This window comes from Micromonospora sp. NPDC093244 (assembly GCF_040683695.1).
Taxonomy (GTDB): Bacteria; Actinomycetota; Actinomycetes; order Mycobacteriales; family Micromonosporaceae; genus Micromonospora.
Genome location: NZ_JBFBEO010000001.1, coordinates 2,125,417 through 2,145,405, shown reverse-complemented (window position 1 = coordinate 2,145,405; position 19,989 = coordinate 2,125,417). Strand labels below are relative to the sequence as shown.

The window sequence follows — 19,989 nt, the reverse complement described above, 5'->3', positions numbered from 1 at the left end:
GGTGACGCTGATCGGCGCTGCGGTGACGCGTGCGAGCGTCTGGCTTCCGGTGGCCGCCCCATTCTTGGGGCAGGTCGACAGGACGAGAATAGGGGACCCGGAGGGGCCGGGGACACTGGTCCCGGGGCGGGGCGGCGTGTGGGACGCGTCGGACGTCGAGGATCAGAAGGCGGAGATGTCCCGGGCTCGCTCGCTGCGGCTGAGCGCCCCGATCAGCGCCGACTGGCCGTGCCGGCGGACGGCCAGGCGGACCAGCAGGTCGCGTACGGGGTCGAAGACCTCCGCCGGGAACTCGGGCGTGGGTACGCCGACGCTGACCGCGAGGTCGTCCGAGTGCACGACGATCTCCAGTTGGCGCGTGAGCAGGAAGTCGGCGCGGCGCAGGGACCAGCCCTGCCACGGGATCGGCACGATGTCGAGGGCGCCGCCCCGCGACAGCAGGTCGCTGACCTGCGCCAGCGCCTCGCCGGAGCGGGCGTGCAGGTCTGCCGGGCCGCGCAGCGCGTCGGCCTCGTCCGAGCCCGTGGCGACCGCGTCGGCGGCCGGAGTGCCCTCGGTGACCCAGGCGCTGAGGAGCGAGGCGTGGCTAGGGCGGCTTGATCGACTCGGTCTACGGGAAGTCGGGGTGTCCCCGGCACAGGGACACCCCGACTTCACGGAAACCGAGTCGAGCAAAGAGCGGGTCAGCGCAGGCCGGCGGCGGCGAGCAGGTTGCCCTCGGGCAGCGCCGGAAGGGTCCGCCCCTGGGACATGCGCCGCTCGGCCCGCTCGGCGGTGCACGCCGCGTCGGTGGCGATCGCTGCGGCGTAGCTGGCGGCGGTGCGCTGGGCGATCGCCGACCAGCCGTACTGGTCGTGGACCATCCGACGGGCGCGGCGGGCCATGACGCGGGCGTGGTCGGGGTCGGACAGCAGTGCGTCCACGGCGTCGCTCAGCCCGTCCGGGTCGTGCGGCGCGAAGGTCGTACCCGTCATCCCCGGCTCGATGATCTCCGCGAGGCCGCCTGTCGCGGCCACCGCGAGGGGCGCGCCGGCCGCGGCGCCCTCCAGGGCCACCATGCCGAACGGCTCGTAGATGCTCGGCACCGCGAAGCAGTCGGACGCGGCCATCAGCGCCGGCAGGTCGATGCCGCCCAGGAAGCCCGGCATGGTGACCATGCCGCCGAGGCCACGGCGGTGCACCTCGGCCTCCAGTTCGGCGCGGTACGGGCCGTCGCCGGCGATCACGGCACGCAGGCCGGGGTGGCGCTCCCGCAGCCGGGGCAGGGCGGCGATCAGGTGCTGCACGCCCTTCTCGTACACGAGGCGGCCGGCGAACGTGACCAGCTTGCCGTCTCCGGCGAACCGGGCGCGGGCGGCGGCCACGGCGCGCGCCGGCACCCGCCAGCGGTGCGGCTCCACGCCGTTGGCGACCACGTCGACCCGTCCGGCCGGTACGCCGAACAGCGCGTTCACCTCGTCGCGCATGTACCCGGAGCAGACGATCACCCGGCCGGACTCACTGCTGAGCCACTGCTCGACGCCGTGGATGGTGCGGTTCATCTCCTCGGGCAGCCAGCCCTGGTGCCGCCCCGCCTCGGTGGCGTGGATGGTCGTGACCAGCGGGATGTCCAGGTGGTCGCGCAGGGTCATCGCGGTGTGGGCGACGAGCCAGTCGTGGGCGTGGATGACGTCGTACGTGCCGGCTTCGGTGGCGCGCAGGGCGGTGCGGGTGAGGGTGTGGTTGAAGGCCATCGTCCAGGCCAGTAGGGAGCTGGTGGCCAGGGGGAAGGTGACCGGGTCCTCGGGGGCGCGCAGGATGCGGACGCCGTCGGCGTACTCCTCCAGGGGTGCGCCGTCGGTGTGGCGGGTGACGACTGTGACCTCGTGGCCGGCGGCGGCGAGCGCGACGGAGAGGGCGTGCACGTGGCGGCCGAGACCGCCGACGAGCACCGGCGGGTACTCCCAGGACAGCATCAGGATGCGACGGGTCTGCGGCGGAACTCCCGGGCCGGGCTGCGGCGGCACGGCCGAGCCGGGCTGCGCGGGCCGGGAGGTGAGGGTGGGCCGGTGGGCCCGGTCCGTGGCGCCAGCGATCTGCTCGCCGACCCGCAGGGTCGTCACATCAATCTCCGTCCATGCATGGTGGTGCGCGCCGGCGTCGATGGCGGCGAAGCGTGAGGTGTCGGGGGTGGCCGAGGGCCGAGTGGGCGCGCGCGGGCGCGTGTCCCCAACCAGCAAAGGGCATCGAGCGCGATACCGCACCCTGAGAGGCGCCATGGTGACGGAAGACACCTGAGGGGTGTAGCGCGCATCAGACAGGTGGATTTCGGCCATCGCCTGAAAGGATGGATTGGCGCGTCGGGGCGCAGGGCAATACCCGCGCGCACACGACAGTGCTTCAAGGGAGCGACATGCAGGTCTGGCCGGGCGAGCGGTATCCCCTGGGCGCCACGTACGACGGTATGGGCACCAACTTCGCCATCTTCTCGGAGGTGGCCGAGCGAATCGAGTTGTGCCTCTTCGACGAGTGGGACACCGGCGCTGAGCGTCGCGTCGAGCTGCGGGAGGTGGACGCGTACGTCTGGCACGCGTACCTGCCGGGCATCGAGCCGGGGCAGCGCTACGGCTACCGGGTGTACGGCCCGTACGACCCGGCGAACGGGCTGCGCTGCAATCCGCACAAGCTGCTGCTCGACCCGTACGCGAAGGCCATCGACGGTGACGTGACGTGGGACCCGGCGGTCTACGACTACGACATGGGCGAGCCCGAGCGGATGAACGAGACCGACTCGGCGCCGTTCATGCCCAAGTCGGTGGTGGTGAACCCGTACTTCGACTGGGGCAACGACAAGCCGCCGCGCACCCCGTACCACCACTCGGTGATCTACGAGGCCCACGTACGCGGGTTGACCATGCGGCACCCGGACATCCCGGAGGAGCTGCGCGGCACGTACGCGGGCATCGCCTCCCCGCCGATGATCGACTATCTGACCCGGCTCGGGGTGACCGCGATCGAGCTGATGCCCGTGCACCAGTTCGTGCACGACCACCGCCTGAGCGACCTGGGCCTGCGCAACTACTGGGGCTACAACACCATCGGGTTCTTCGCCCCGCACCACGGCTACTCGGCGTTGGGGCACCTCGGGCAGCAGGTGCAGGAGTTCCGGGGCATGGTCAAGGCGCTGCACGCGGCGGGCATCGAGGTCATCCTCGACGTGGTCTACAACCACACCGCCGAGGGCAACCACCTCGGGCCGACGTTGAGCTTCAAGGGCGTGGACGCCCCGAGCTACTACCGGCTCAGCGAGGAGGACCGCCGCTACTTCGTCGACTACACGGGGACCGGCAACAGTCTGAACGTGCGCAGCCCGCACTCCCTGCAACTGATCATGGATTCGTTGCGGTACTGGGTGACCGAGATGCACGTCGACGGGTTCCGGTTCGACCTGGCGGCGACCCTGGCCCGGGAGTTCTACGAGGTGGACCGCCTGTCGACGTTCTTCGAGGTGGTGCAGCAGGACCCGGTGGTCAGCCAGGTCAAGCTGATCGCCGAGCCGTGGGACGTCGGCCCGGGCGGCTACCAGGTGGGCAACTTCCCGCCGCTGTGGACGGAGTGGAACGGCAAGTACCGCGACACGGTGCGGGACTTCTGGCGCGGCGAGCCGGCCACCCTCGCCGAGTTCGCGTCCCGCATCTCCGGCTCGGCCGACCTCTACCAGGACGACGGGCGGCGGCCGTTCCACAGCATCAACTTCGTCACCGTGCACGACGGGTTCACCCTCAACGACCTGGTGTCGTACAACGACAAGCACAACGAGGCCAACGGCGAGGACAACCGGGACGGCGAGAGCCACAACCGGTCGTGGAACTGCGGCGTGGAGGGCGAGACCGACGACGAGGCGGTGCTCGCGCTGCGGGCCAAGCAGCGCCGTAACTTCCTGGCCACCCTCATGCTGTCGCAGGGCGTGCCGATGATCGGCCACGGCGACGAGTTGGGCCGCACGCAGCACGGCAACAACAACGTCTACTGCCAGGACAGCGAGCTGGCCTGGGTGGACTGGGACAACGCCGACGAGCATCTGCTGGAGTTCGTCCGTACGCTCACCGCGTTCCGCAAACGGCACCAGGTGTTCCGCCGCCGCCGGTTCTTCACCGGCCTGCCCGTCGGCGGGCGCGGCATCGACGAGCCGCTGCCCGACCTGGCCTGGTACACCCCGGACGGGCGGGAGATGACAGGCGAGGACTGGGGCAACGACTTCGGCCGCTCGGTGGCGCTGTTCGTCAACGGGGAGGGCATCCGCGAGCGCGGCCAGTACGGCCAGCGCCACCACGACGCCTCGTTCCTGCTCTGCTTCAACGCCCACGACGCGCCGCTCGACTTCACCATGCCGGGCAGCGAGTACGGCCAGAAGTGGGAACGGGTGATCAGCACCGCCGAACCCGAACCGGACGACGTCACGGTGATCAGCGCGGGCGGCACCATCCGGGTGCCGGACCGTTCCCTCGTCGTGCTGGAGAGGACGATCTGACATGCCGGCCACCCCTGTTAAGGCCACCTACCGCATCCAGGTCCGCCCCGGCTTCGACCTGGACGCCACCGCCGGCATCCTCGACTACCTCGCCGATCTGGGCGTCAGCCACCTCTACACCGCACCCCTGCTGGCCGCGACGCCCGGCTCTCAGCACGGCTACGACGTGGTCGACCACCGGGCGGTCAACCCGGAGCTGGGCGGTGAGGCCGCCCGGCAGCGGCTGCTGCGGGCGCTGCGCGACAAGCGGCTCGGCCTGGTCGTCGACATCGTGCCCAACCACGCGGGTGTCGCCGTACCGCCGGCCAACCCGGCGTGGTGGGACGTGCTGCGTCGGGGGCGCGACTCGTCGTACGCCGACTGGTTCGACATCGACTGGGACCGGGGGCGGCTGCTGCTGCCGGTGCTCGCGGACGACGAGTCAGCCCTGGACGACCTCAAGCTCGTCGACGGCGAGCTGCGCTACCACGAGCACCGCTTTCCGGTCGCCGACGGCACCGGCGACGGCACCGTCCGGGAGGTGCACGACAGGCAGCACTACGAGCTGATCTCGTGGCGTCGGGGGGACGCCGAGCTGACGTACCGCAGGTTCTTCGCCATCGCGGGCCTGGCGGGCCTGCGGGTGGAGGACGCGGCGGTGTTCGCCGCCACCCACGAGCTGGTCCTGCGCTGGGCCGCCGACGGGGAGGTCGACGGCATCCGCGTGGACCACCCGGACGGCCTGCGCGACCCGGCCGGCTACCTGGCCCGGCTGCGCGAGGCCGCGCCGGACGCCTGGCTCGTGGTGGAGAAGATCCTGGAGTACGGCGAGGAGCTGCCGGACTGGCCTGTCGACGGCACCACCGGGTACGACGCCCTCGCCGCGGTGAACGGGTTGTTCGTCGACACCGACGCCGAGGGTGACTTCACGGTGCTGGACACCCGACTCACCGGGAAGCACACCTCGTGGGAGGACCTGACCCACGCCACGAAGTTGGCCGCCGCCACCCAGCTGCTCGCCGCCGAGCTGACCCGGCTCGCCGCGCTGGCCCCCGAGGTGCCGACCGAGGCGGCGCGGGCGGCGCTCGCCGAGCTGGCCGCCGCCTTCCCGGTGTACCGGGGCTACCCGCCGCACGGCGCCCGGCACCTGGCCGCCGCCCGCTCCGAGGCGGGCCGACGACGCCCCGACCTGGCGACCGCCCTGGACGCGATCACCCGCCGGCTGCGCGACCCCGGAGACGAGCTGGCCCAGCGGTTCCCGCAGCTCACCGGCGCCGTGATGGCCAAGGGTGTGGAGGACACCGCGTTCTACAGGTGGACCCGGTTCGTGGCGCTCAACGAGGTCGGCGGCAGCCCGGCGCACTTCGGGGTGCCGCCCGCGGAGTTCCACCGTTTCGCCTCCGCCCAGCAGGTCCGCTGGCCGGCGAGCATGACCACCACCTCCACCCACGACACGAAGCGCGGCGAGGACGTGCGCGCCAGGCTCGCCGTGCTCAGCGAGCTGCCGCAGCGCTGGGCCGAGCAGGTCACGACCTGGATGGAGTACGCGCCGCTGCCCGACCCGGCGTTCGCTCACCTGCTCTGGCAGACCGCCGTCGGCGCGTGGCCGATCGAGCGGGAGCGGCTGCACGCGTACGCCGAGAAGGCCGCCCGGGAGGCCGCGGCCTCGACCAGTTGGGCGGACCCGGACCCGGCGTTCGAGCAGGCCATGCACGCGGTCATCGACATGATGTACGACGACCCGAGCCTGCACGACGAGCTGACCGAACTCGCCGCCGCCATCACCCCCGCCGGCTGGTGCAACTCGCTCGGTCAGAAGCTCATCCAACTCACCATGCCCGGGGTGCCGGACACCTACCAGGGCACCGAGCTGTGGGACAACTCCCTCGTCGACCCGGACAATCGGCGGCCCGTCGACTTCGACGTACGCCGGGAGATGCTGGCGCGGCTCGACGACGGCTGGCGTCCCCCGGTCGACACCGACGGCGCGGCGAAGCTGCTCGTCGTGTCGCGGACGCTGCGCCTGCGGCGGGCGCACCCGGAGCTGTTCACCGGCTACCGGCCGGTGCCCGCGCACGGGCCGGTCGGCCGGCACGTGGTGGCGTTCGACAGGGGCGGCGCGATCACCGTGGCGACCCGCCTGCCACTGGGTCTGGCGCGCGCCGGCGGCTGGTGCGACACAGCCCTGTCGCTTCCCGTTAACGAGGTGAAGGACCTGTTCACCGGCCGGGTCTACAGTGGCGGTGAGACTCCTCTGGACGACCTCCTGTCGGACTATCCCGTCGCTCTGCTGGCTCCCACCGCTTCCGTGGAGGCTGCGTCATGACCGAATTCTCCGTCTGGGCGCCGGACGCCACTCGGGTGCGACTGCACCTGCCCGGCGACGCCGACCACGAGATGCGCGCCGCCGCCGACGGCTGGTGGCGGGTCGAGGTGCCCAACGGCGGCCCCGACTACGCGTTCGTGCTCGACGACGACGACACCCCGCTGCCCGACCCCCGCTCGGCGTGGCAGCCCGAGGGCGTGCACGGGCCGAGCCGCCTCTACGACCATTCCGCCTTCGACTGGTCCGACAGTGCGTGGACCGGGCGGCAACTGCCCGGCAGCATCCTCTACGAGCTGCACATCGGCACGTTCACCCCCGACGGCACCTTCGACGCGGCAATCGACCGCCTCGACCACCTCGTGTCGCTCGGTGTCGACCTGATCGAACTGCTCCCGGTCAACGCCTTCAACGGCGAACACAACTGGGGGTACGACGGCGTCTGCTGGTACGCCCCGCACCAGCCCTACGGCGGCCCGGACGGCCTGAAACGGTTCGTCGACGCCGCGCACGCTCGCGGTCTGGGGGTGATCCTCGACGTCGTCTACAACCATTTCGGGCCCTCCGGGGCCTACGCGCCACGGTTCGGCCCCTACCTCGCGGAGCAATCGAACAGTTGGGGCCGCTCGGTCAACCTGGACGGCCCGCACTCCGACGAGGTACGCCGCTACATCATCGACAGCGTGCTCATGTGGCTGCGCGACTACCACGTGGACGGGCTGCGCCTGGACGCCGTGCACGCCCTGCCGGATTCGCGGGCGGTGCCTCTGCTCGAAGAGCTTGCGATCGAGGTCGAGTCGCTGTCGACGCACCTGGGGCGGCCGTTGTCGCTGATCGCCGAATCGGACCTCAACGACCCGCGGCTGATCACGCCCCGGGAGGCCGGCGGGTTCGGGCTGCACGCCCAGTGGAACGACGACGCCCACCACGCGCTGCACACGTTGCTGACGGGGGAGCGGCAGGGCTACTACGGCGATTTTGGCTCTTTGGAGACCCTGTCGGATGTGCTGACGGGTGGGTTCTTCCACGCGGGGACCTGGTCGAGCTTCCGCAACCGGCACCATGGGCGGCCTTTGGATTCGCGGGTGCCTGGGCATCGGCTCGTCGCCTACCTGCAGAACCATGATCAGATCGGGAACCGGGCTACCGGGGATCGGATCTCGGCCTCGCTGTCGTCTTCACTGCTGCGGGTCGGCGCTGTGTTGCTGCTGACCGCGCCCTTTACTCCGATGTTGTTCATGGGGGAGGAGTGGGCTGCCTCCACACCGTGGCAGTTCTTCACGTCGCACCCGGAGCCGGAGTTGGCCTCTGCGGTGCGGACCGGGCGGCGGCGGGAGTTCGCCAGGCACGGGTGGCCGGAGGGGGACGTGCCGGACCCGCAGGACCCGGAGACGTTCACTCGGTCGCGGTTGGACTGGGCGGAGCTGGACAAGCCTGAACATGCTTCGATGCTGTCGTTCTACCAGCGGTTGATCTCGCTGCGGCGGTCGGTGCCGGACCTGTCGGATCCTCGGATGAGCGCGGTGTCTGTGCAGCACGGGGACCAGTTCCTGCTGATGCGGCGGGGGGACACGCTTGTGGTGGCCAACTTTGCTGGCCGGGGGCAGGGGGTGTCGTTGCCTGGGGTGGCTCGGCGGGTGCTCCTTGCTACGGGGGAGGGCGTCACCGTGATGCGGGACCGGATCGAACTGCCGGCGGAGACTGCGGCGATCGTGGCCTTGTAGTAGTACTACAGCCTCTCAAGTCCTGATCAACCCGTGCTGCTCTGCCGTGCTGGCCACAATGAGGGTCGAGTTATATTCGACTCGTCTTACCGACGATTGATCGCCTATGGCGGAGCTTGTCGTTCGCCAGCAATCTACTTAGGCTTCCTACGAGAACTAAGCGCGATTCGGGCGCAATGGTCTAAATGCGGGTGTCGGGACCGTTGTCACGTCGGAAGACGCAAGACAGGTAGAGGGCCGAGTCGGAACTGCCAAGCTCGGCTCGGTGGACACCGCTTAACATGAGGCAACTGGCCGAGGCCTGCTGTCCTTTATGTAACAAGCGACCACTTTCCTCCGGGCTGTATTCGGACGACACGCGACTGCCGTTGATTGTCGGTCCGACGAGGCAGGTCGCCGGTAGAGTTGGCCGGACCTTGGCTGAAGCTGTGGAAGATCAGGATGTCTGCCCTGTCGGCCAAGACATGAGTGGCCCTGCAATAGGCAGGAAGGACACCCGCTGCTACCGGTATCGGAGGGCACATGCCCACGCCCATCCCTTCGCCAAGTCCTGCGACCGATCCTGTCGGCGAGTTTCTCAGATCGATCACAGGGCTGTTGCCTGAGTGGACTCAACCGATCTGGCTCGTGATGCTTCCGATTGTTGCGTGGCTTGTGCTGCCGCAACAAATCGTAGGGGGTCTTCGTTGGTTCGTAAAGCGCGCTCGTCCTACAACCGACAAGGAGGACGCGCGACGTGCGAAACGAAAAGCGCGATTCGCTGCTGCAATGGCGGCCCGCGTGTCAGACATCAGCGCCAAGGAGGATTGGCAGGACGACCGATTTGCAGAACTGGAGGCCGAAGTCGAAGTTCACGGTCGCCAAGGTCGGTGGCCGTCTCTGCGGCAGCGCGAAACTATTCGGAGAGTATCCTCTCTATCTGTTGCTTTGAATAGTAGCCCTGACTCGATTATTTTACTTGAGGGCGAGCCTGGGGCAGGTAAAAGTGTGGCTATGCGCCACCTCGCCATACAACTTGCTACTGCAGTTAAAGACTCAACCTCGCGGCCCCAGGCCATTCCAATATACATCAACTTGAAAGAATTTCGGCCTCAGGGGCCTGTGGATGTTCAAGCGATTCGTGCATTCGTGAAGGACACGGTGAATCGGGCGAACGACCACCTTATAGAGAAGTTTTTTGACGACGAATTCGACCGAGGCTTGATCGATGGATCCTGGTTATTTCTGTTCGATTCGTTCGACGAGATTCCTGACATACTTGGAGCGACAGAGGCGGGTGAGCTGATAGATTTATATGCTACGGCGCTTTACGACTTTCTTTCGGGAATGGGCAAGTGTCGGGGCATCATCGCAAGTCGTGAGTTCCGAGGACCGAAGCGGATTGCTTGGCCACGCTTCAAGGTGCTGCAACTCGGTGATCGGCAGCAACGTGATCTGATACGGAAGCTAGATTTACCTACCGCAGTCGAGCGCCAATTCATGTCCAACCTGTTTGTAGCGGACCCAGCAATCAAGCAACTCGCAGGTAATCCTCTGTTCCTCGCCTTGTTATGTGAGAATCAGCGAGACGGGGACGGTTTTCCACGCAGCTCCCACAAAGTTTTCGAGGCGTACATAGCCAAGAGGTTAATGAACGACAAATCTCGCCTCATTAGCCGCTTCGGAATCACTCATGAGACCGTGCGAATAATGGCGGAAAAAATAGCATTCGCGATGGCTGCAGAACCGTCGTTAGGGCTCAGTCCGCCTCGGCGCGAAATTGTGGAAGGATTGTATCGTCAAGGTTCCGAAAGCAGTGAGCGTGTCGTTTATAAAGCGCTCGACGCGTTAGAATATCTTAGACTAGCGAGGGCGGTTCCTGGCCCGGATGGTGCAGAGACGGGCTTCACGTTCAGCCATCGTCGGTTCCAAGAATACTTTGCCACGTGTCTTGTTCTGCGAGAAGGCGAACGAGTCGAACCTCTGACGATGCTCACGGACGGAAAGTGGCGCGAGACCGCCGTGACTCTGATGAATACCCAGCCGGACGGCTCCATCAGTAAGCTGCTCCAGGAAGCCGAGAAGCTTCTGGTGAGCATGCTTGCCCAACTGGAATTGTCAATGGAGGAAAGATCGACGTTGGGCGCCGCTGGACCTTTCGAGTGGCCCGCTGGCTCACTCCATCTCCTTAGCCTTCTGCAGGCCGGTCTCTCTTACACGGGGCGCTCTGTGCCCGCCGAAATTCGTCGAATCGCCGGGCGTATCTTGGACGCAGCTTACCTCAATGGGCAACTCCATGATCGGAGATGGGCTATCGATGTATGCCTAGCGGCCGACGACGAATCAACGACAAGATTGCTCAGGAAGGCGTTTGCCAGTGGTAGTAGCTGGCTTAGGGAGGGTGCCTTCTCTCAGGCTGGCCATCTTCCTGCAATTCCGAGAGACTTGCGTATGGAGATGCGACTCGTACTCGCTAGCCTGGCTGCAGGCGGGTACCTGCGTCGCCATCGTCTGATGGTCGATGCCCAACTGCGGAGACTCGTCGACCCTCAGCCCGAGCGTCTACTCATGAAACTTTTCATTGCCGCGCCCCTTATAGATTTTATGCTGCTCGGACTTATCCTCGGTATCACGATCGTACGTGGTGCGGCCGAGTCGGCGACCTGGGGATTTGCTTTTGCGATTATGCTGCTAACAATTGGTTGCTTCCATCTCTATAGAGACTGTTATCGTCTCGACTGGGAGCAGCGCTACTCGGTTGGTCCGTTGCGATGGTTTTACATGACCGTGGCGGAAGTTGCCGGGCTGCAAAGACCGCAGACACTTGCAAAGCTATCCAAGCAAGTGCGTTTCGCTTTCGCTCCTTCAATTGCTCTCATGCTTGTAGGCAAGGCCTCTCTGGCCCCATTGCCTAGGTCGCTGCCTGAGTCCTTAGCGCTCTCGGTCGTGGCGGCATACGTGTGTGGATGGGGCATGCTTGCTGTCCGGGGAGGTGGAGTTATTGAAAACCCCAGAATTTGGAGAATCGTGGCCATGCCGATGCTGTATATGGCCCGCCTCCCCCGGCTGCTTTCGTTGGTGCGGGTCAGGATGCTGCTGATAGCAGGAAGTTCGACGGCAATCGTCGGTGCATTCGGGTTCGCGCTCTATCAGCTATCGAGCGTGGTTCTCAACGCGCTCGGCGTAGTAATGTTTGGAGTTGGTGTAATTGGCACCCTGGTCGTTGTCTCCAGGAACATATTTAGGTGGTGGCACGATAAAAGACTTTTGGCTCTAGTTCGAGCCGGAAGTCGCTCATATGAAGGATTCTACGAATTATTGTCGGTTCTGAGCGAATTTCAGACAGACCGAGCCGTCCTTACATTCATTCAGATCGTCAAGCGCAATCGCATGCGTAATGACGGGGATGGCGCGGTTCGCGCTTTGTGCTTGTTTGCCGAACTCGGTGAGTTAAGAGTTGAGCGTTCGGTGCAATTCGCCAAATTTCGCACCCGAGTGATGCCGGATGAAGTGTCGATTGCCCAAGAATTTGCCACCCGCTGGATCTCCGGCCGTAGGCATGTCAGCCAGGCGGTTTTGGACGAGGTGGGAAAGATTGTTGCAGATGTCGCGATACGTCGTTACGCTGCTCAGACGGTTGGAGTCCGAATCGGCCGGCAAGCGTCGGAGAGCCAGTTACCCTCTGACGGAAGAGTGGAGCGGTAGCGGCGGAGGGGTCCGAGTGCAATTGGTGTGATCTGTTTGTACCGTCGGTGTTGCAGGACCGCCGTCTGCAAGGCTCGTCGCTGACCACGTAACGAGGCAGGAGTGTTGTTATGCCCCCGCGCGCAGCCACAATCGTAGATGTACGTTTCGCTGCAGAGTTGCGGAGACTTCGAAGAGACCGGGGCCTGTCCTTGAGACGACTCGCCGTCGCAGTCAGCTATGGCAAGAGCCTTATCCGCCAGTTGGAAACGGGCCAGACGAAGCCAACCTTGGACGTGGCGATCCGGCTCGACGACGCCCTTGAGGCGGATGGTGCCCTTGCGGCTATGGTCGTTAACGCCCCAACTGCAGACGACCGCCTGGCGTACGTGGCGGCGCATCCCCGCAGGGTCGATCGTGCAGCCGCCGACGCCCTCTGCGACCTTCTCGCTGGCTACCGCCGATTGGAGGATGCGATCGGGTCCGGCCACATCATGGGGCCGGTCCATGTTCACCTCGACACTGTCACCGGCTTGCTACGTCACGCTCCTTATGACTTGCGGTCGCGTATTGTCGATGTCGCTGGACAGTGGGCACAGTTCGCGGGCTGGCTGAGCATCGCGCGGGATGAGGAACGAGCTGCCACAGTCTGGAATGCGAGGGCCTTGCAATGGGCAACTGAGGCCGGCAACACGGATTTGGTCGCCACCGTAATGTCCTTTCAGGGGCACCAGGCAGAGTTGCGGAACGACCACCCCACCATGATCGAGCTGTCTCATGAGTCAAGGCGGGACCAGTCGGTGAACGCGGCCCTACGCGCCTACTGCGCAGGGCAAGAGGCCAGAGGTCTAGCTATGGCCGGAGCAGCTAGCGCTACTGTGCTCGCGCGCCTCTCCGAGGCGTCGGACCTTACTGCTCAAGCGGCAGAGGAGCCATTGCCCCCTTGGGGCTACTGGTACACACCATCGTTCTTCGCGGTCCAGCAGGGCAGTGTCTGGCGCTATCTGGGTGCCGAGGACAGTCGTGCGAACGATCGTGCGCTTGAACTGCTGACAGCCGGCGTCGCTGGCGTCAGCGAGGACGCCGGTGGCGCAGAGTGGCACGGCCGCAACCTCGTGCATCTCGCCGTCGCTCAGGTCCAGGCCGGGGACGCGGTGGCGGCCCGCGAAACGCTGGCGGCGGCGGATGGCATCGCGCTGGCCACGGCATCCCGAGAGCTTGCTCGCCAGGTGACCGAGGCTGTCCACCACCTTCGACTGTCCGCTATGCCGTAACGGACGCGTTTCGCCTGGCCCGCCACCGATCGCTAGGCCGACGATGACGGTGGGTGACGGCGCTGGTGGCTACTCGGAGACTGAGGTCGCGCCCGCTGTTCGACGGAGGTGGGCGTGCAAGAAGACGAGGCGTCGGGCAAAGGTGAACAGTCAGAGGCGGCCGAGCGGGAGGCCGCCAAACAGCGCCTCCTGGCCCAGGCCGAGGCGGAGCGTGTACCCGTTGATGACACGACCCGCGCGGTCCCGGACCGGCGGTGGCGGCGTGACCAGCGATGACATCCCGATCGGTCGCCGGGTGGCGAGCTGGCGGGTACGGCGGCAGATGACCCAGCAGATGCTCGCCGACCGGCTACGCAGGTCCAAGAGCTGGGTCGACAAGATCGAGCGGGGTGCCCGCCCGCTGGACCGGTACTCGGTGATCCAGGAACTGGCCCACGTCCTGCGGGTCGATCCGGAGGTGCTGCTCGGCCAGCCGCGGAGCACTCCGGCGGGCGCGCCGGACGGGGTGGATGACATCCGTGCCGCGCTAGCCCGTTACGACATCCCGCACGCTCCACCGCAGACGGACGAGCTGCGACGGCAGGTCGGGCACGCGTGGTTGGCCTACCAGCACGCACACTACGGGCAGTTGGTGCGCCTGGTGCCGGGGCTGCTCGACGCCGCCCAGGGCGCGCGAAAAGCGGAGCCGCTCGTTCAGGCGTACCGGATCACCTCGTCGCTGCTGGTGAAACTCGGTGAGGCTGACCTCGCCTGGCTGGCCGCCGACCGCGCGATGGCCGCCGCCAGCGACGACCCGACGTTAGCGGCAACAGCGACGATCGCGGTAGCCCAAGCACTGCGTGCCGCCAACCGCGACCCCCTGGCCCTGACAGCAGCCCAAACTGCAGCCAACCGCCTCCTCCCACCCCCATCCCGCCCCGGTGATCATGAGGTTGGCGGGTTTGGTGGAGATCAAAGCGCCCGGCAACCTCATGATCAACGGGGAGTGGGGCTGCGGCCGGCGGGGGAGTGGGCGGTGGGTGGGACGCTGCTGCTCCAGGCCGCCCTCGCAGCCGCCGGCTGCGGCGAGCACCGCCGCGCCGACGAGCTGACCGACCGGGCCGCGGGCGTCGCCACAACCCTTCGGGGGTACGACGACACGCACCGCACCAGCTTCGCCCCGATCACCGTCGAGCTGGCCCGGGTGCTGGTGGCGGTGGCCCGAGGTGACGCCGCCGAGGCGGTGCTTCGACATCCGGCGATCATGCGGCGGGAGGCGTGGCGGCGGCTGCCGGCCGAGTATCGGGGCGCGTACCTCGTGGACGTCGCTCGGGCGTACCTCCAGGTGGGTGACCTTCGCGGGGCTGCCCGCGCCCTCGTCGACGCGGACAGCGTCGCGCCCGCCGAGGTTCGGTGTCGGCCTCTGGCGCGTACCCTCATCGCCGAGGTCGCCCGGGGTCACCCGGCGCCGGCCGGCGTGGCGCGACTGGCGACGCTGGTCGGCCTCACCCGCTGACCACCGCTGGCACTGTGACGGCTCAGGGGCGCAGCGCCCGCCGACTGCGGATGCCAAAAGATCACTGAGCTCGGATTTCCATTTCTGCCACCAACCCGTCGTCGAATCGGTAGACATGCGTGACGGTGTGATCCGCGATTGTCGCTCCGGTTTTGTCGCGGACGACCTGGTGGACGGTGACGGCGATTCGCCCGTCGGCCTCCGCGGCGAACGCGGTCGGCGTGACTGTCGGTTCGATCTGGTCCCATTGCCTGCGCCAGTAGGCACTCACCTCGTCGCGGCCGTGAACGAGGCCCCCCTCCCAGCCGTTTGGCCACGACACATCCGGCGTCATCGCGGCTAGCAGCGCGGGGATGTCACGCTCGTTGAATGCCGCGTAGAGGTTCGTGAGCAGCCTCTCCGACGTTGCGAGTTCCGCCGAGTCCATCGAGCCAGCATGGTTGGTGGACCAGACCTCGTGGAAGCCACTTCGCGGTCAGCAGAATGCGGGCGGTGGGTGGGAGCTGCTGCTCCAGGCCGCCCGGTCGCCGCCGGGTGCGGCGAGCGCCGCCGACGCGGCGCGGCTCACTGACGCAGCGCGAGGGCTCGCAGGGCGATGTCGACCGAGGCGTGCAGGTCTTCGCGGCTCGCGCCGGACGCGGCGTGGACGGCGTGCCCTTCGCTGAGGGCCATCACGAACCGCGCCAGCGCGCCGGGATCCACGCCGTCCGGGAGGTCTCCCTCCTTCGCGGCGCGGGACAGTCGCTCTTCCACGGCCGCCTCGGTGGCGGCGCGGCCGGCGGCCAGGATCTCGGAGATGCGGGCGTTATCCGGGGAGCAGGCCAGGCCTCCCTGGATGGAGAGGCAGCCCGCCGGGTGGTCACGGTCGGTGAGGCCGTCGGCGCTGGCGCGCAGGAAGGCTTCGATCGAGGCGTACGCGGTGGGTTGGTCGAGTGCGGCGCGGGCGTTGGCCACCTGGGTGTCGTGGTAGCGGGCGAAGGCGCGCTGGAACAGCTGTTCCTTGCTGCCGAAGGCGGCGTACAGGCTCGGCCGGTTGATGCCCATCGCGCTGGTGAGGACGCTCAGGGACGCGCCCTCGTAGCCGTGCCGCCAGAAGGCCTCGGTTGCCCGGTCGAGGACGGTCTCCTCGTCGAAGGCCCGGGGGCGTCCGACGGCCGGCGTCTCAGTGCTCATGGCGCCAGTCTACCGCTTGGTACAGATCGTGACCCGGCTCACCAACCGACCAGTACAAAACCCTGTTACGGTGATGGACAACCGAGCGGTACAAAACCAGGGGTGGTCGCTCGCAGGACGCCCCTTGGCTGCACACGTAGGAGATACGAATGACCGTCACGCTCATCACCGGTGGCAACAAGGGCATCGGATTCGAGACCGCCAGGCAGCTTCTCGAACTGGGCCACACCGTCTACATCGGTGCCCGCGACGTCGAGCGGGGCGAGAAGGCCGCAGCCGAGTTGGGCGCACGGTTCGTGCAGCTCGACGTCACCGACGACGCGTCGGTGAGCGGCGCGCTGGCGACTGTCGACTCGGCGGAGGGTCGACTCGACGTCCTCGTGAACAACGCGGGCATCCTCGGCGACGGCCCCGTCGACGGCCCCACCGCCCTGCGGGTGTTCGACACCAACGCGGTGGGGATCGTCCGCGTCACCGAGGCGGCACTACCCCTGCTCCGACGGTCGTCGAACCCGACGGTGGTCACCGTGTCCAGCAGCATGGGGTCCTTCTGGGCGGTCACCAACCCGGAACGGCCCGAATACAACCTTCCGGCGGCGCTCTACGCGGCTTCCAAGTCGGCGGCCACCATGCTGACGATCCAGTACGCCAAGGCAAATCCGGGCATCAAGTTCAACGCGCTGGAGCCCGGCCCCACCGCCACCGACATGACCGCCGCCCTCGGAATCGGACGGCCGGTGGCGGAGAGCGCCAAAACGGTCGTACGCCTGGCCACGCTCGGCCCCGACGGCCCGACCGGCACCTTCACCGACGAGTTCGGCCCCTTGAACTGGTGACGCGGAGAAACAGGAGAAAATCTGATGACTGACAACAACCTGCGTGACTGGTACCTGCGCTACGTCGCCGACCTCAACGCCCACAAGTTCGACGGCATGGACGAGTTCATCAACGACACGGTGATGCTCAACGGCGAGCCGGGCACCCGGGACGACGTCCTCGCCGTCCAGAAGCACGACGTCGACGCCGTTCCGGACCTGCACTGGGAGGTCAAGGAGCTGCTGTTCGACCGCGACCGCATCGCCGTACGCGCAATCAACACCGGCACTCCCGTGAAGGAGTGGCTCGGTGTGCCTCCGACCGGCGCCTCGTTCGAGATCGTCGAATTTGCCATCTACAAGGTCAGCGATGGTCGATTCGTCCAGATGACGGCCCTGCACGATTCGGCCGAGATGCTTCGGCAACTGACCGCCTGACAGCAGGAATCCACTGTTCGCCGCGTCCGCTCGCTCCCCCGAGCGGACGCGGCGAGCTCCGCCGTCACCGTTTCAGCCGTTGCCCCGTCGGGCCGATCCGGTGCCCATTGCCCGTAGGTGTGCCAGCCCTTGCGCCCAGGACTGAATGAGTGTGGTTTCGCGGTAGGCGACGCCGTGTTCCGCGCAGAACTGGCGGATCAGCGGTTGGGCGTGGTGAAGGTTGGGTCGGGGCATGCTGGGGAAGAGGTGGTGTTCGATCTGGTAGTTGAGCCCACCCAGTAGTGCGTCGATGAGCGGGCCGCCGCGCACGTTGCGGGAGGTGAGGACCTGCCGGCGGAGGTAGTCAAGGTTGTCGGCCTCGGTCAGGATGGGCATGCCCTTGTGGTTCGGGGCGAAGGAACTGCCCAGGTAGAGCCCGAAGAGGGCCTGGTTGACCAGGATGAACACGATCGCCTGCGGAACGCTCAGGACCAGGAACACGGTCCCGAGGTAGCCGGCGAAATGCAGGAGGAGCAGGCCAGCCTCGGTTCGTCGGCGCCTGAGTCCACCACGGGTGACGATCGCCCGGACGCTGGCGGCGTGCAGGTGCAGACCCTCCGCCAGCAGTAGAGGAAAGAACAGCGCCGCCTGGTGCCTGACGAACAGCGCCCGCAGGCCGCGCTGCGCCGCAGCCTGACCGGGGGTGAAGGACAGCGGCCTCACCGCGAGGTCGGGGTCGCGGCCTTCGGTGTTCGGATGCGCATGGTGGCGGTTGTGCTTGTCGACCCACCACCCGTAACTGATTCCGGTCACCAGGTTGGCGCACACCAGGCCGACCACGTCGTTCGCCCGGCGGGAGCGGAAGATCTGCTGATGCCCGGCGTCGTGACCGAGAAACGCCAGCTGCGCGAGGAGCACCGCAACGCCGGCCGCGGTGGCAGTCTGCCACCACGACGACCCGAGGCGCACGAACAGCACGCCCAGCAGTACGAGACCACCCAGCACCACCGTCACCCGCACCGCGTAGCGGCGGGGTCGTCGGTCGAGGAGACCGGCGTTTCGGACCAGGCGGGAAAGGTCGGCGTACTCACTACCCCGGTCGCTGCGGGCGCCCAGATCGGTGTCACTCACCGTCGCCACTCCTTGTCAGCCACGCCGATCAGCTCGCCGGCTCCGCCGTCGGCCATGACCAGGCACTCGCGACGTTCATCAGTGGTCCGACAGGGATCGAACGAGCAAACCGCCGCTGATGCGCCCAGTCTCCCTCACGGCCGTGCCTTCGCACGCGGAAACCGGCAGCTAACGACAACCGATACGCGAGCAATACACGCTTTCGTGCAACTCTGACGATCTGCTGCGGTGTCATCCGTCGAGTCCGACAATCAGCACTATGCAGCCACGTTGGATTCAGGGGGTAGTCATGGCACGCAAGAGAAAGTCCACCGGGAGGCGGGCGCTCATCCTTGCCTTCGCGGCCGGGACGCTGACCGGAGCGGCGGGCATGCTGACTCTGCGGCGTTCCCGGCAGGATGGCTACCTCCCGGGAGGTGCTGACGCTGGGCAGCTCGACGAGAGCGTCGCTCCGCCGCTTGGCGGGCGTTTCGACGCCTCCCCTCAGGGGCCTGCGAGCATGCCTGCGGCGCAGCACGGCTGACCCGGGCAGCCCTGGGACCACTGCGGTGTGCGAGAGAGATGAGAGTACCGATGTCGGAACGGCCTAGCGGAAATCCCGGCGCCGCGTCTGCTGACACGCCGGTCGCAGAGTTGGTGCAGCGGGCCACGGAGCAGATCACGCGCCTGGTGCGCGACGAGCTGACAATGGCACGGGCGGAGATGACCGCCAAGGGCAAACGCGCGGGCGCCGGCGCGGGACTGCTCGGCGGCGGCGCGATACTCGGCATCTTCGCCGGCGGGACCGCCGTCGCCACGGTCGTGGTGCTCCTGGCCGCGATCATGCCCGACGCTCTGGCCACCCTGATCGTCACCGTGATCCTGGCCATCGCCGCCGCCATCGCCGCCCAACGCGGTAAGAGGCAGGTCAGCCAGGCGATGCCCGCCACGCCCGCAGCCACCCTGGACAGTGTGCGAGCCGACGCCGAGACGATACGTGGCGCAGCGGGTCGGAGGCAGCCATGAGCACGCCATCCGAAAGCAGCGACCAGACCCGGCGGGACATTCAGCAGACCCGCGCGCAACTCGGCGAGACCGTAGCCGCACTGACCGCCAAGGCCGACGTCAAGACCCGTGCACGCACGAAAGCCACCACCGCCGTCGGCGGACTCCGAGGGCGAGTCACCGGGGCCGGGCAGTCGGCAAAGGCCAGAGCGACGCAGCTCGCCCGCACGATGAGCCAGAAGGCCTCCCAGCGTGCCACGTCCGTCAGGCAGAAGTCACAGCACACCATCAGCGCGGTACGAGGTTCGGCAGAAGCCGGCGCGCAGACCGCCGGCAAGGCGGAGTCGTCCCTGGTCACCTCCGCTCGCGCCATGACCACCAGGATCGGCAGCTCGGTGCGCGCGAAACCCCTACCGGTCCTCGCCGTCACCGGCACCGCCGCGACCCTGGCGGTCATCAGCTACCGACGCCGCCGGTCCCGATAAGACGATTCGGTACGAC

At 67.3% G+C, this 19,989-nt stretch carries 15 protein-coding genes; 10 read left to right on the top strand and 5 right to left on the bottom strand.

Going from position 1 to position 19,989, the window contains the following annotated elements:
* Window positions 1-162: 162 nt before the first annotated feature.
* Window positions 163-657 (bottom strand): hypothetical protein, encoded by a 495-nt coding sequence (locus AB0N27_RS09730; RefSeq protein WP_364365782.1) that lies wholly within the window; start codon window positions 655-657, stop codon window positions 163-165.
* A 26-nt stretch (window positions 658-683) separates the two neighbouring features.
* Window positions 684-2,102 carry a glycosyltransferase family 4 protein gene (locus tag AB0N27_RS09725; protein ID WP_364365779.1) on the bottom strand — a complete coding sequence of 473 codons (1,419 nt, stop codon included), beginning with the start codon at window positions 2,100-2,102 and terminating at the stop codon, window positions 684-686.
* A 290-nt stretch (window positions 2,103-2,392) separates the two neighbouring features.
* Here AB0N27_RS09725 and glgX point away from each other — a divergent pair, with 290 nt between their 5' ends.
* The 6 genes from glgX to AB0N27_RS09695 all read left to right on the top strand — a co-directional run bounded on the left by glgX (window position 2,393) and on the right by AB0N27_RS09695 (window position 14,968).
* Window positions 2,393-4,510, top strand: a complete 2,118-nt coding sequence (glgX, locus tag AB0N27_RS09720) for a glycogen debranching protein GlgX (RefSeq protein ID WP_364365776.1) — start codon at window positions 2,393-2,395, stop codon at window positions 4,508-4,510.
* Window position 4,511: 1 nt separating this feature from the next.
* Complete coding sequence (gene treY / locus AB0N27_RS09715; protein ID WP_364365773.1) at window positions 4,512-6,815, top strand: malto-oligosyltrehalose synthase; 2,304 nt, start codon at window positions 4,512-4,514, stop codon at window positions 6,813-6,815.
* Entirely contained in the window at window positions 6,812-8,536 is a 1,725-nt protein-coding gene (gene treZ / locus AB0N27_RS09710) for a malto-oligosyltrehalose trehalohydrolase (RefSeq protein ID WP_364365770.1), read from the top strand. The genes treY and treZ overlap by 4 nt, the downstream gene beginning before the upstream one ends.
* A gap of 522 nt (window positions 8,537-9,058) precedes the next feature.
* Window positions 9,059-12,220 carry an NACHT domain-containing protein gene (locus tag AB0N27_RS09705; RefSeq protein ID WP_364365767.1) on the top strand — a complete coding sequence of 1,054 codons (3,162 nt, stop codon included), beginning with the start codon at window positions 9,059-9,061 and terminating at the stop codon, window positions 12,218-12,220.
* Between the two features lie 110 nt (window positions 12,221-12,330).
* Window positions 12,331-13,473: a helix-turn-helix domain-containing protein gene (locus AB0N27_RS09700; protein ID WP_364365764.1), complete on the top strand. Its 1,143-nt coding sequence runs from the start codon at window positions 12,331-12,333 to the stop codon at window positions 13,471-13,473.
* A 262-nt stretch (window positions 13,474-13,735) separates the two neighbouring features.
* On the top strand, window positions 13,736-14,968 hold the full coding sequence (locus AB0N27_RS09695) for a helix-turn-helix domain-containing protein (RefSeq protein WP_364365761.1): 1,233 nt from the start codon (window positions 13,736-13,738) through the stop codon (window positions 14,966-14,968).
* A 61-nt stretch (window positions 14,969-15,029) separates the two neighbouring features.
* Here the strand turns inward: AB0N27_RS09695 and AB0N27_RS09690 are convergent, their stop codons facing one another.
* Window positions 15,030-15,395, bottom strand: coding sequence for a nuclear transport factor 2 family protein (locus AB0N27_RS09690; RefSeq protein WP_364365758.1), 366 nt, complete (start codon window positions 15,393-15,395; stop codon window positions 15,030-15,032).
* 137 nt (window positions 15,396-15,532) lie between these two features.
* Window positions 15,533-16,141 (bottom strand): TetR/AcrR family transcriptional regulator, encoded by a 609-nt coding sequence (locus AB0N27_RS09685; protein WP_364365755.1) that lies wholly within the window; start codon window positions 16,139-16,141, stop codon window positions 15,533-15,535.
* Between the two features lie 149 nt (window positions 16,142-16,290).
* On the opposite strand from AB0N27_RS09685, the gene AB0N27_RS09680 reads away from it, so the two are divergent.
* Together AB0N27_RS09680 and AB0N27_RS09675 are read left to right on the top strand one after the other, a co-directional pair.
* Window positions 16,291-16,977: an SDR family NAD(P)-dependent oxidoreductase gene (locus AB0N27_RS09680; protein WP_364365752.1), complete on the top strand. Its 687-nt coding sequence runs from the start codon at window positions 16,291-16,293 to the stop codon at window positions 16,975-16,977.
* 24 nt (window positions 16,978-17,001) lie between these two features.
* Complete coding sequence (locus AB0N27_RS09675; protein WP_364365749.1) at window positions 17,002-17,394, top strand: ester cyclase; 393 nt, start codon at window positions 17,002-17,004, stop codon at window positions 17,392-17,394.
* 72 nt (window positions 17,395-17,466) lie between these two features.
* Here the strand turns inward: AB0N27_RS09675 and AB0N27_RS09670 are convergent, their stop codons facing one another.
* The gene (locus AB0N27_RS09670) at window positions 17,467-18,513 is read right to left on the bottom strand and encodes an acyl-CoA desaturase (RefSeq protein WP_364365745.1); all 1,047 of its coding nucleotides are present in this window, start codon (window positions 18,511-18,513) and stop codon (window positions 17,467-17,469) included.
* Between the two features lie 564 nt (window positions 18,514-19,077).
* Here AB0N27_RS09670 and AB0N27_RS09665 point away from each other — a divergent pair.
* Together AB0N27_RS09665 and AB0N27_RS09660 are read left to right on the top strand one after the other, a co-directional pair.
* Window positions 19,078-19,509: a phage holin family protein gene (locus AB0N27_RS09665; RefSeq protein WP_364365742.1), complete on the top strand. Its 432-nt coding sequence runs from the start codon at window positions 19,078-19,080 to the stop codon at window positions 19,507-19,509.
* Window positions 19,506-19,973 (top strand): DUF3618 domain-containing protein, encoded by a 468-nt coding sequence (locus AB0N27_RS09660; RefSeq protein WP_364365739.1) that lies wholly within the window; start codon window positions 19,506-19,508, stop codon window positions 19,971-19,973. The genes AB0N27_RS09665 and AB0N27_RS09660 overlap by 4 nt, the downstream gene beginning before the upstream one ends.
* Window positions 19,974-19,989 lie beyond the last annotated feature (16 nt).